The following is a 12,269-nucleotide window of genomic DNA, read 5'->3' as shown; positions in this document are numbered from 1 at the left end:
TACAGCTTTACGAATGTTTTTCATAAGGATTTGGAAATGAGCGCTCCGTATTTCATCGGCAGCAGCAGTCCCGCTATCGCTTATAGTCCTCGCTGCGCTCCGGGCTATTCCGCTCCATCAGGTTTAGAAACAAAGGATTGTGTACAGTTTCAACCAAATATTTCCACAAAATAGTATAGCAATGGTAATTAGATATGAATGATTGTCCTGTTGGATAATTCCACATCTTTTAAAGAGGATGCTGGAACAAGTTACCATTAACAGACTTCAATAATATGGTCGTCCTCTCGACCGAAGCAACGCGTAGTGGAGAGATCTTTGAATTAAGTTATTGAATCAGATTTAAAAGATCTCTCCCCGCCTGTACGGGCAGGCGCTGCGGTCTAGATGACGTACCTCGCAGCCCACTATGGTAAGCAGCTTAAAGACAAAATTCTATTTTTTCGTGAAAGTCCCCCTTGTAAAGCCCTCTCCAATTAACGTCTTTTCATCCCTGATTAAAAGCATAATGGTATTTTGCTGGTCGTATAATTTAATCATATCGCCGTCAATTACATATTTGGAGGTAAAAACAGAATCGGTATAGGCATCGGTAACAGTTACTGAATCTTTAGATTTAAAATTAAACGATTTGTACTGTATATCTTCATTGCTGGCAAAGGTACCTGTTACCACTTTTGCCTGTATAAAAGTGATATAACACAAATACCCGATGACCAGAATCACAATTACTGAAAACCCAATCAAAAACTTATTGCCACTGGCATATTTAATCGAAAAGTATAATATGGTAATTAGTATTAAGGCTACCACTGCAAAAAAGATAATGTTTGTGTAATCTTGTTTTTCCCGAGGTACAGATGCTGTGACGTTCGTTTTTTCGACTTTCGCTTTTACAGGCGAAATCCTAACCAAAAATTCTTTGCTCACCCATCCTTCGCCATTGGTAACTTTAATTTTATAGAAACTAATATTAGAAGAATCGATAACGGCAACATTTTCATTTTTAGGCAGGTATCCAACAATTTTACTTTTTGGGTCAGCTTGTTGCCTAACCCTTAAATCGTCGGCAGTTACCCGATACATGTCGGTACTTGTTACCGTTTCAGGAGCCGTATTAGGCTGTGCAGCAGCTGCCTGTGAAGTTGCAGGTTTGGCTGCAGGTGCAATTTTTTCTACGAAATCTTTGCTTACCCAGCCTTCGCGGTTTTTAAATTTTACTTTGTAAAACCTGGCATCGCTGGCATCTAAAACCGTAATGTTTTCGTTTTGAGCTATATTTCCAATAACCTTGCTTTTCGGATTGCTGCTTTCCCTTATACGCAATTGGTCGGCCTTAACGCGATATACATCTTGTGCATTTAAACGGTTAGCAAAAAAAGAAAGAGCGATTAGGAGGAAGAAAATTCTAGTCATAAGTATAAGTTTTTGCGAACAGTTTAATAGGTAATCGCAAACACGCTATAAGCAAACACCGTGCTAAGTGTTTCAAAATTAGAAAATACTTTTAATAGGTAAGGATAAGTTTGAAAAAAGGGATTATCTTTCTTCAAATACATCTCTTATACAGGCTGATGTTCTCTTATAAAACGGTAAGCTAATTACCAGCTTCCTCCAGTGCCACCACCGCTGCTACTGCCACCGCCCCAGCTGCTTGATGATGAAGATGATGAACTTCCTCCGGATGAAGAGGAACCGGATGACGAACTCGATTCCACTAACATGGCTAAAGTAATCCATTTTATAAATTCTGTTTTTTTACAGAAGCTACACTCGTTTATTATTTTTGCTTGCCCTGCATGACTATATGTAGCCTTTTTAGTCGTTACTTGTTTGTTGAGCTGATAGGTACGAAAATAACAGTCTGGACATTCAGTGTAGTGGTTATAAGCTTCCGCAGGCCACGCTTTAATCAAATGCTCCTTGTGATCAACACTTTCCCAAATATCATAATCATAGGCTTTTACTATTTCCTCTCTGCGTTGGCCCTTTGTTAAAAAAGGCTCACCTTCAATATTGATATCCCTGTCCAGGCGCACCATTTCTTGTCCCTTACTGTCCAGTACAGCTTTAAAGCGGTTAATGTTCTTAACCCTTTTAAATAAATATATGAAAATGCTGATCAAAACAAGTGGAGAAAAAATGACCAGCCAAAAGTTCTTTTTGTGAAAGCTACTTACTGAATTGTAAAAGTTTTTATCGTCATGATGAATACTTCGTAATGCTGAAATGTGAAAAAGGTACCTGCCGAAAAGTATAAGCGATAAAATTACATATAAAATGATCGGGATGTCTTTTGAACTTATTTTTTCAACTAATCCAAAACCTCCAAAAAAGATAAATATAAAAACAACTACAAAAGTAACCATCATAGCCGCCGCACAGCCTTTTCCTATCTTTTCATTTTGGAAGCCGTCTGATTGAGGTTTGTCTTTCAATGCATTTTTAGCCTGCCGGTTTACAATTTTAAAGGCACCCCAAAAAAGTAGAATAATGATCCCGGTAGGCAGTAAAAAATTCTCAAAATCACTATTGCTTTTTTTCTGTGTGAACAATTGGTTCAGCTCTGATTTGTTTTCAGGTTTTAAAATAATCTCGCCGATGGTATTAATGGTATTGGTAATACCGGTGGCAAAATCATTTTCCCTAAAAGCCGGTAAAAGATGCTGTTCGGCAATATGTTTGAGCTTTACATCGGGCAAAACACCTTCGGCACCAGTGCCCGTTATAAACCTGTACTTTCGCCGCGCTTTCGAAATAAATAATAGCAAGCCATTGTTGCTGGTTTTTGAGCCGATTCCCCAGGTATTGAACAATTCGTAGGCAAAGTCGAAATCTTCTTTTTCATGATCAAAATCGTTAACCACAACTACAGCCACCTGAACATTGGTTTCACGCTCAAAATCAGCAATGGTATTGTTGAGTTGCGCCACTGCTCCGGCACCCAAAATTTTATCGGGGTCGCTAACGTAGCCTTCTCCATTTGTTTTTGGATCGGGAATATCCTTTACGTGATAGGCCGTTTGCGCAGCAGCAAAATTGCCTAAAAAAAGGAAAATGGAAAGGGCAACAGGTTTGATTAAATGTTTTATGAGCATCGTATAAATTTAGTTATAAAATTATAACGTCATCATTTAACAAACAGTTGCCGTTATGGTTTACTCCGTTAATATTTTTGCCAATACTTTATCCAATTTTGCTTGATCTTTTTGGTAAGGCTCCAAATTGTAAAGTTTGACTGTTTTAAATTCAATCGGATGGCTTTCGCTTTGTAACGATATATAACCCGATGTTAAGGCTTTACCATCTATTTTAACTTTTGGGTCGAAATTTGAAACATTACCGCCACCAATTTGAGGTTTGGTATATTCCAAAACTACTTCACCTTCAATAATATGTTTGATTACAGAATCGCCTAAAACTAAAAATTCTGCAGTTACCCATTGGTCACCAGCATAGGTTTTCGATTTAGAATCCAAACAATGGCCCGTAAACAATTTTCCATTATAATCGATTAATGTTCCCGGTGTACATACATTACTGGTATGGCGTTCATGTTCACCATCTCCGCCCAGAATTTGAGCCTCAATTGATATTGGAAAATCCTGGTCTTTTAACATGGTTGCAGGGTTCTGGCAATGCAACATGGCGCCGCTGTTGCGGGTAGCCCAACCTTCGCCACCTTTAGCCTGCTCGCCCACAAAACGATAGGTTACTTTTAAAAGATAGGCTGAAAAAGGTTTTTTATAGAAAATGTGCCCGTATTGTTGGTCAAATTCATTGTAGCCATCATAACTTACTTTCATTATGCCATTTTCTACGCGGAAAGTATTGGCATAATTCTCTTTGTATTCGTGTTTGGAAATTTTAATGTTCCAGTCTTTTAAATCTCTTCCATTGAACAGGTTGATCCAGCCTTTTTGGGCATTTGCATTTAAAATAAATAAGGATAGAGATAATACGGTAAGGTAAATTGATTTTAATTTCATAGCATCATTTGGGTTTTGTGCTAAAAATATAAATTTTTTCCCGAAGTCAATGGCTGATAAAGAGTTTTGGGGAGGGGATTTAAATGATCCGAATATCTGCGAAATAAATCTATCCCAATAGATCTCTCCATTGCGCTTCGCTACAGTCGAGATGACGACCATTCTATTAAAATTGGTCATCGGTAATGAACTAATGACCAATTACCAATGAACCAGTAACTAATGCACCAAAAAAGGATTCACTTTCTCCAGCGCAAAATCCAGTTGTTCTTGCTGTGTAAGGTCAGTATTGTCTAAAATAATGGCATCGTCAGCCCTAACCAACGGACTTTCTTTACGGGTGGTATCTGCATAATCGCGGTGGGCAAGGTTTTCGAAAACTTCTTCTAAAGTAGTTTCGTTATTGCCTTTACTTTCCAGCTCTTTAAATCTGCGCTCGGCCCTGATTTTGGGGTCGGCGGTCATGAAGAATTTTACAGGTGCATATGGAAAAACAGTGGTGCCGATATCGCGGCCATCCATGACGATGTTTTTTGATTTTCCCATGCGCTGTTGTTGTTTCACCATTTCGTGGCGAACAATTTTATGCGCAGAAATCTCGCTTACATTTTCAGAAACCGGCATCAAACGGATTTCGTCTGAAACTTCTTCACCGTTAAGGGTAATATGTGATTCATAATCGCGCGAATGAAAATTTAGTTCGATGTGTTGCAAAGCATCTTCAACCTGGGTATCGTTGCTTACATCTATGCTATTGCGCAAAAAATATAGGGTAACAGCGCGGTACATGGCCCCACTATCTACGTAAATGAAACCCAATTTTTTAGCCAGCGCTTTCGCTAATGTACTTTTCCCGCAAGATGAATAGCCATCGATAGCTATAACCAAGTTTTTCTTCATTCTGCTACAAAGGTAAAAAAAGCCGATGGGTTTGCTAACTTTTTTTAGATCGATATTCTTTATATTTTTGCCGTATGTTACCTAGCAGAGAAGAAATTTTACGATCAGCCATTTTTAAAACGTCACGTAGTGGCGGTAAAGGCGGCCAGAATGTAAATAAGGTTTCGAGTAAGGTAGAACTGGTTTTTGATATAGAAAACTTTGTGTATTTTACTGATGAGGAAAAAGCACTGCTAAAAGTAAAATTGCAAGGCCGCCTGGATAATGAAGGTTTAATACATATCGTTTCGCAAGAGGATAGGAGCCAACTGCTCAATAAGGAAAAGACCATTATTAAATTGATCGATCTGCTCAAAAAAGCATTGACGGTTCAGAAAAAGAGAAAACCGACCAAAATTCCTAAAGGTGTTATCGAAAAGAGATTAAAAAATAAGGCCTCAACAGCGGAGAAAAAGAAAAACCGGAAAATTACTGATTTTTAACTGTTTGAAAAGATTTGTCATCGTTTGACTTTTGGAGGATCTATAAGGTCAGATAGCAATATCTGACATCACAAAAACGAATCGTCACCTTGCATTTATTCAGGGTCTATAGGGGGGACGCTGAAATAATCCAATAGCTATATAAGCATGCTTGTATGTCTGTAAATAACTAGCAATAAAACAGTTCACCTAACTTTTTCCAAATCTATAATATAAACTCAAACCACCATAATTTTGTGCTTTGGCCACACTTTTAACTTCTTTTGTTTTAAATATCACGTTAAAATCGGCTGTAAATCTTTTTGAACTGTAATTCACTCCAAACTGTTGTTCAAAAACAATCGGTTTTACGCCAAACGTTACCGGACTATCGTTGTTGAAAAGACTGCCCTGTATAGTGGCATCGTAAGCTACGAAATTGAGCTGCGGTTTAACATAAAAGAAAAATTCGGAATTATTTAAGCTTTTGGTTTTTGAATTTCCAATTACTGCATTATGGTAAGCACTATTGAACAATTGATTGATTTTGCCGGCTCTGAAAAGCACCGATGTACCCAAACCTGAAAAAGTGGTACCCAGATTGGCATAACCCTGCGCACTGATATCTACAATTGGATCTTCAGGCCTAAAAAGTAATTTACTGTAATTGGCAGCCAGATTGACGGCCAGCTCATTTTTGATTTGGTATTCCCAACCTGCAGGGCTATAAAAGCCAACAGTTTTATGGAGAAAACGCTGTGCATCCTGAGCTAGTGAATTAGGACCCACTGTACCCAATTCTACACTGGTTTTTAAAACACTCTCATTTTTATAGAAAACTGAGTATGCACCTCCTAAGTAAAGATAACCTGCAAAAGGCCTGTCCTGATCCTCTTTTTTCGGTACCTGCCCCCAATAGGGTGTGTACATTTTTTGTCCGGCAGAAATTTCGTATGTTTTCTTTTCGATTTTATCCGATGATTTTTCGGTATTTAATGCCCTGCGGAAATAAATAAATAAGCCGTTGGTATAATAACGATCGTTTAGAGTAGCCAGATAGGCATCATTTTCGGTTTTAAAGCCAAATTCGTTTTTAAAAGATTGGGCGAAACCAGTTGATACGACCAAACTAAAAATAAGCGCAAATAAAAGTGATTTCATAAAAAAGTCCCGATCATTACCGGGACTATAAAAGTATTTATTGTATTTGGATTTTTGATTGTTCTCTGTTAAAAGATTATAAATTAGTTTACAATCGGCGCAATTTTAATACTTAAATCCAAAGGTTTTTTTACCTTATTTTTAGTTAATGCCAAATCAATCACTTCGCTCATTTCGGTTACATAATGAAACTTTAAATCCTTGATATAACTTTCCTTAATTTCTAAAATATCTTTGCGGTTGCTTTTACAAAGAATAATTTCTTTAATATTTGCCCTTTTGGCAGCCAGGATTTTCTCTTTGATACCACCCACAGGCAGCACTTTTCCACGTAAGGTGATTTCGCCGGTCATGGCCAGGTGCTGTTTAACTTTACGTTGGGTAAAAGCGGAGGTTAATGCAGTTAGCATGGTTACACCTGCCGAAGGGCCGTCTTTCGGCGTTGCGCCCGCAGGCACGTGTACGTGTACATCCCAGTTATCGAATAAGGTATAATCGATGCCAAATTCAGCCGCATGTGCGCGTAAATAAGCCAGCGCAATCACCGCCGATTCCTTCATTACATCTCCCAGGTTACCGGTTAAGGTTAATTTTCCTTTCCCCGGACTTAAACTCGATTCGATAAACAAAATATCGCCGCCAACACTTGTCCAGGCCAAACCTGTTACCACTCCAGCTACTTCATTGCCTTCGTACAAGTCCTTATCATAAATAGGAGCACCTAAAATCCGCTCCACATCGTCATTCCCCAAATTTGCATCATAGGTTTCTTCCATTGCGATTTTGGTAGCCACACCACGTACTAGAGAGCCGATTTTTTTCTCTAAACCACGTACGCCTGATTCTCTGGTGTAATCTTCAATTACCTTTTCGATCAGAGCAGGTTTAATGGAAATATCTTTGGTCTGCAAACCATGATTTTCTTTCTGTTTTGGCAACAGGTATTTTTTGGCAATCTCTATTTTTTCTTCAATGGTATATCCATTCACCTCAATAATCTCCATACGGTCTAACAAAGCAGGCTGTATGGTGCTTAAAGAGTTTGCTGTAGCAATAAACAGGATGTTCGATAAGTCATAATCCACCTCTACATAGTGATCATAAAAAGCATTGTTTTGTTCGGGATCTAAAACCTCCAGCAAAGCTGATGAGGGATCGCCACGGTGATCGGTACCTACTTTATCAATCTCATCCAGCACAAAAACAGGATTATCCGCCCCAGCTTTTTTAATGGATGAAATAATACGTCCTGGCATCGCACCGATATAAGTTTTACGATGACCACGGATTTCTGCCTCATCGCGGATACCACCTAAAGCCATACGTACATACTTCCGGCCTAATGCCTTTGCAATCGATTTTCCCAAAGATGTTTTACCCACTCCCGGAGGGCCAACCAAACATAAAATAGGCGCTTTCATATTGCGTTTCAGTTTTAGTACAGCTAGGTATTCAATTATACGTTGCTTTACTTTTTCTAAACCGAAATGGTCTTTATCTAAAATACGCTGTGCTCTTTTTAGGTCGAAATTATCTTTTGTAAATTCGTTCCAGGGTAAATCTAAAAGTAATTCCAGGTAGTTTAACTGTACCGAATAATCAGGCGCGGCAGGATTCATTCTACCTAACTTATCTATTTCTTTATCAAAATGATCAGCAACGGCCTGCGTCCATTTTTTCTTTTTAGCCCTTTCCTGTAACGCATCAAATTCTAAATCGGCAGCATTACCGCCAAGTTCTTCCTGTATGGTTTTTAGCTGCTGATTTAAGAAATAATCGCGTTGCTGTTTATCTAAATCGGTACGTACTTTCGATTGGATCTGGTTTCTCAATTCCAGCATCTGCAGTTCTACCATCAAAAGTTCCATAACTTTTTGCGCTCTTTCCTGCAATTTATCCATTTCAAGGATTTTTTGCTTATCAGCCATTTCGGCATTCATATTTGATGAAATGAAATTGATCAAAAATGAATTGCTCTCAATGTTCTTCAGTGCAATGCTGGCTTCGCTTGGAATATTTGGTGATAGTTGGATAATCTGTGCAGACATCTCCCGTATAGAAGCGATCAGGGCTTTGAACTCTTTATCTGCCTTGTGCTTTTGTTCTACGAATTTTTTGACAACGGCTTTAATGTAAGGTTCATTCTGCACTTCTTCAATCAAACTAAAGCGTTGTTTACCCTGGATAATGACAGTCGTATTACCATCAGGCATCTGCAATAGCTTTATAATATTGGCAACCGTACCAACGGTGTTAAGCTGCTCAAAAGTAGGATCTTCAATAGAAACATCTTTTTGAGAAACTACCCCAATAATCTTATTTCCTTTGTAAGCCTCCTTAATCAACTTAATCGATTTGTCTCTTCCTACGGTAATCGGAATAACCACTCCCGGAAATAAAACGGTATTTCGCAAAGGCAATATGGCCAGGGTTTCTGGTGTTTCCTCATTGTTCATTTCATCTTCGTCCTGTTGAGACATTAATGGAAAAAACTCTGTATCCTCATTTATAATTGGCATTGCTGTTTGGAAATCAAATATATCTTGTTTACTCATTATCACATTTTTCCGCTAACGACAAACTGGCAGTTTAGTCGTAGTCAATTTGTTTAAATTTAATATTCCCTTCATAAATTCAACTCCTGTGCCAAAGTGAAAATAATATTAATCGCATGTTAAAAAGGCAGAGTAATATAAATATTTTCGCCCATATCATATAATGCATTTTTTTGCGTTTAAGCTAGTGTTTGGGGTAAATGGTTTTTTACTGAAAGAAAAATTAAAAACTTTTAAATTATCAGAATAGGATTATATTGCAAAACATTTCTCCTATAAATTTGATTTGGGGGTTAGATTTGTTACACTTATTATTCATACATGGACTATTTTAAAAAGGCGATTTTAGGATTAATGATTTTCACATCAACAGGTAGTTTCGCGCAGAGCAATTACGAAAGAAGCATGCAGTCGATGATGAAAGGTGATTATAAAACAGCGGCTATGCAATTAGAAAAAGCTGATGCTAAAACGCCTGATAATGCACGCGTGCTCCAGATGCTTGGATATTCCTACTTCCAGAATCACGAATACGAGAAATGTATTGCCACTTACAGCCGTTTGTTAAATATCAAACCTACCGAGGTCTCGGCATATTATTATCGTGGGATAGCGAGGCTGAAAATTGCTAACGACCCTAAAGAATCGTTAAATACCATGCGCGAAAACTTTTATCAGGCATCTTTAAAGGATTTTACAAAAGCCATTGAAATCAATGGTGATGAAGATGCGCAAATGTTTCAAAACCGTGGCTTAGCCTACAAAGATTATGCAATTTTCAGATCTTTCAAAGCAAAGAAAAAAGAGGAAAAAGCAGCTTGCATTACATTATTCAATAATTCTATTGCCGATTTTCAAAAGGTATTAACCTTGCAGCCATTAAGAAAAGATATTGTTGATTGGGTAGCTTACGATAAGGCACAGATTGCAAGCCTAAAGTAATATAGCATTTAAATAAAAGAAGGGACTTGATGTATTTCAAGTCCCTTCTTTTATTTCAGTATTCCAACAACGGAATACCTTTTATCTTTTAATAGCTTAATTTTCTGGTGTTTTTTGATGCTGTATAAGCTGTCAGGATAATAAGTTAGCGTATCCTGCGATTGATAGAGGATATTTTTGTTATCAACAATGATCTCTATTTTACCTGCATTCTGACCTCTCCACATAATTGAGACTTTTTTAATAGGAATCTTTTTATGATCTGAAGTATAAATATCTACGCCATTTTTTACTTGTTTGTTAAAACTTCCTTTCCAGGATGTTTTATTGATGTCGGCATTAACAAAAATGGCAAGTTCCTTTGTCCAGTCAGCAATTTTTGAATCCTTGCTTTCTACATCCCCGTTTACTTTTACCGTTTTATTTACAATAGGGTTTAGCCTTTGCAAACGCGAAATTTCTTTTTCAAAATATCCTTTTATATCGAAATAGGCCAAATGAGTATTTGCTTGAGCTTCCTTTCGCTGGTTGCAGGAAGATAAGGCCAGGGCAAATACCGGGATAAAAAGTTTTTTGATCATTATACTAAAACGTTTCCTGTCATTTCTGCCGGAATAGCCACACCTAATATTTTTAGGATAGTAGGGGCAATGTCGCCTAATTTACCATCGGCAATGGTTTTGTAGTCTTTGTCTATTAAAATACAAGGAACCAGGTTGGTTGTATGTGCAGTGTTAACCGATCCATCGGCATTCACCATAAATTCGGAATTTCCATGATCTGCTAAAAGAATAAATGAATAACCATTTTCCAAACCTTTGTTCACTACGGCTTCAGCACATTTATCTGCCGTTTCTACTGCTTTAACCACGGCTTCAAAAACACCTGTATGTCCAACCATATCTGGATTGGCAAAATTTAAGCAGATGAAATCAGCCCATCCTGTCTCCATTTCCTTAGTAATCGCATCAGTAATGCCTGCAGCACTCATTTCCGGTTGAAGGTCGTAAGTTGCTACTTTTGGTGATGGGATCAAAATGCGCTTTTCATTGGCAAATTCAGCTTCTCTACCGCCGGAAAAGAAAAACGTAACGTGAGGATATTTTTCGGTTTCGGCAATACGGATCTGATTTTTATTATTGTTAGCCAATACTTCGCCGATGGTTTGGGTTAAATCATCTTTAGTGAAGATTACATTTACCTTTTCAAAACTTTCATCGTAAGTAGTCATGGTAACATAATACAATGGCAGTTTATGCATTTGCTGCTCTGGGAAATCTTTTTGCGTTAAAGCTGTGGTAATCTCACGTCCTCTGTCGGTACGGAAGTTGAAACAGATCACCACATCATCATTTTGGATAGTGGCTACAGGAGAACCATTATCTTGTGTTAAAACGATTGGTTTTAAAAACTCATCTGTAATTCCGTCTGCATACGATTTTTTGATCGCGGCTAATGCATCCGGGGTTTTTTCTCCAATACCGTTAACCATTACATCATAAGCTTGCTTCACGCGTTCCCAACGGTTATCACGGTCCATGGCGTAGTAACGACCAACCATGGTTGCCAATCTACTATTAGAATTTTGTATGTGATTTTCGAGGTCAGAAATAAAACCCAGACCAGAGTTTGGATCTGTATCACGGCCATCTAAAAAAGCGTGGACAAAAGAGTTTGGTACGTTTGCTTCATTTGCGGCATCGCATAAGGCTTTCAAATGTTCGATGTGTGCATGTACACCACCATTTGAAACCAGACCGATAAAATGAACTGCTTTATTATGCTGTTTGGCATAATCAAATGCACTTACTAATACCGGATTGTTGTGCAATTCCCTGTCGGTTATAGCTTTATTAATTCTTCCAAGCTCCTGGTAAACTACCCTGCCTGCACCTAAGTTCATGTGTCCAACTTCTGAATTGCCCATCTGGCCGGCAGGTAAGCCTACTGCTTCGCCAGATGCCTCAAGCTTGGAATTTGGGTATTTCTGTAATAACGAATCGAAAAAAGGAGTGTTGGCAGCATATGCAGCATCAGAATTATCTTGTTTCCCATAACCCCAACCATCCAGGATTATAAGTGCGAGTTTTTTATCGTTTACCATTTTTATTGAAAAATTTATTGATCTATATCAAAACATTTTCACGTATAACATGTTTACTGTTTTGTTTGCATGGCAAATATAACTTTATTGAAGCGTATACAAATGAAGAAATCCTTTTTTTGATATGCTAATGGCATAATTTTAGCTATAGGGTTCT

The 12,269-nt window shown here is 37.9% G+C and carries 10 protein-coding genes; 2 read left to right on the top strand and 8 right to left on the bottom strand.

What is annotated here, in order from left to right:
* Window positions 1–435: 435 nt before the first annotated feature.
* From PGN18_RS15605 to cmk, 4 genes are all read right to left on the bottom strand, one after another.
* Complete coding sequence (locus PGN18_RS15605; RefSeq protein ID WP_335320506.1) at window positions 436–1,416, bottom strand: SH3 domain-containing protein; 981 nt, start codon at window positions 1,414–1,416, stop codon at window positions 436–438.
* 185 nt (window positions 1,417–1,601) lie between these two features.
* The gene (locus tag PGN18_RS15600; RefSeq protein ID WP_335320505.1) at window positions 1,602–3,098 is read right to left on the bottom strand and encodes a TPM domain-containing protein; all 1,497 of its coding nucleotides are present in this window, start codon (window positions 3,096–3,098) and stop codon (window positions 1,602–1,604) included.
* Window positions 3,099–3,158: 60 nt separating this feature from the next.
* Entirely contained in the window at window positions 3,159–3,989 is an 831-nt protein-coding gene (locus PGN18_RS15595; RefSeq protein ID WP_335320504.1) for a 3-keto-disaccharide hydrolase, read from the bottom strand.
* Window positions 3,990–4,208: 219 nt separating this feature from the next.
* A complete protein-coding gene (gene cmk, locus PGN18_RS15590) occupies window positions 4,209–4,889 on the bottom strand; it encodes a (d)CMP kinase (RefSeq protein ID WP_335320503.1) in 681 nt (226 codons plus the stop codon).
* Window positions 4,890–4,963: 74 nt separating this feature from the next.
* On the opposite strand from cmk, the gene arfB reads away from it, so the two are divergent.
* Complete coding sequence (arfB, locus tag PGN18_RS15585; RefSeq protein WP_335320501.1) at window positions 4,964–5,371, top strand: alternative ribosome rescue aminoacyl-tRNA hydrolase ArfB; 408 nt, start codon at window positions 4,964–4,966, stop codon at window positions 5,369–5,371.
* 189 nt (window positions 5,372–5,560) lie between these two features.
* On the opposite strand, the gene PGN18_RS15580 is transcribed toward arfB, so the two are convergent.
* Window positions 5,561–6,511 (bottom strand): lipid A deacylase LpxR family protein, encoded by a 951-nt coding sequence (locus tag PGN18_RS15580; RefSeq protein WP_335320500.1) that lies wholly within the window; start codon window positions 6,509–6,511, stop codon window positions 5,561–5,563.
* Between the two features lie 83 nt (window positions 6,512–6,594).
* The gene (lon, locus tag PGN18_RS15575; protein ID WP_335320499.1) at window positions 6,595–9,066 is read right to left on the bottom strand and encodes an endopeptidase La; all 2,472 of its coding nucleotides are present in this window, start codon (window positions 9,064–9,066) and stop codon (window positions 6,595–6,597) included.
* A 321-nt stretch (window positions 9,067–9,387) separates the two neighbouring features.
* Here lon and PGN18_RS15570 point away from each other — a divergent pair, with 321 nt between their 5' ends.
* Complete coding sequence (locus tag PGN18_RS15570) at window positions 9,388–10,008, top strand: tetratricopeptide repeat protein (RefSeq protein WP_335320497.1); 621 nt, start codon at window positions 9,388–9,390, stop codon at window positions 10,006–10,008.
* 50 nt (window positions 10,009–10,058) lie between these two features.
* On the opposite strand, the gene PGN18_RS15565 is transcribed toward PGN18_RS15570, so the two are convergent.
* Window positions 10,059–10,589, bottom strand: coding sequence for a hypothetical protein (locus PGN18_RS15565; protein ID WP_335320496.1), 531 nt, complete (start codon window positions 10,587–10,589; stop codon window positions 10,059–10,061).
* Window positions 10,589–12,112 carry a 2,3-bisphosphoglycerate-independent phosphoglycerate mutase gene (gene gpmI, locus PGN18_RS15560; RefSeq protein WP_335320495.1) on the bottom strand — a complete coding sequence of 508 codons (1,524 nt, stop codon included), beginning with the start codon at window positions 12,110–12,112 and terminating at the stop codon, window positions 10,589–10,591. The genes PGN18_RS15565 and gpmI overlap by 1 nt, the downstream gene beginning before the upstream one ends.
* Between the last annotated feature and the right edge of the window lie 157 nt (window positions 12,113–12,269).

This window comes from Pedobacter terrae (assembly GCF_036946585.1).
Lineage (GTDB): Bacteria > Bacteroidota > Bacteroidia > Sphingobacteriales > Sphingobacteriaceae > Pedobacter > Pedobacter terrae_C.
The sequence above is the reverse complement of the archived record's forward strand: the minus strand, read 5'-3'. Positions and strand labels throughout refer to the sequence as shown.

What these genes read in the sequence shown, in the direction of transcription:
- PGN18_RS15605 (WP_335320506.1), bottom strand. Translation starts at nt 1,416, where the DNA reads ATGACTAGAATTTTCTTCCTCCTAATCGCTCTTTCTTTTTTTGCTAAC.
- PGN18_RS15600 (WP_335320505.1), bottom strand. Translation starts at nt 3,098, where the DNA reads ATGCTCATAAAACATTTAATCAAACCTGTTGCCCTTTCCATTTTCCTT.
- PGN18_RS15595 (WP_335320504.1), bottom strand. Translation starts at nt 3,989, where the DNA reads ATGAAATTAAAATCAATTTACCTTACCGTATTATCTCTATCCTTATTT.
- cmk (WP_335320503.1), bottom strand. Translation starts at nt 4,889, where the DNA reads ATGAAGAAAAACTTGGTTATAGCTATCGATGGCTATTCATCTTGCGGG.
- arfB (WP_335320501.1), top strand. Translation starts at nt 4,964, where the DNA reads ATGTTACCTAGCAGAGAAGAAATTTTACGATCAGCCATTTTTAAAACG.
- PGN18_RS15580 (WP_335320500.1), bottom strand. Translation starts at nt 6,511, where the DNA reads ATGAAATCACTTTTATTTGCGCTTATTTTTAGTTTGGTCGTATCAACT.
- lon (WP_335320499.1), bottom strand. Translation starts at nt 9,066, where the DNA reads ATGAGTAAACAAGATATATTTGATTTCCAAACAGCAATGCCAATTATA.
- PGN18_RS15570 (WP_335320497.1), top strand. Translation starts at nt 9,388, where the DNA reads ATGGACTATTTTAAAAAGGCGATTTTAGGATTAATGATTTTCACATCA.
- PGN18_RS15565 (WP_335320496.1), bottom strand. Translation starts at nt 10,589, where the DNA reads ATGATCAAAAAACTTTTTATCCCGGTATTTGCCCTGGCCTTATCTTCC.
- gpmI (WP_335320495.1), bottom strand. Translation starts at nt 12,112, where the DNA reads ATGGTAAACGATAAAAAACTCGCACTTATAATCCTGGATGGTTGGGGT.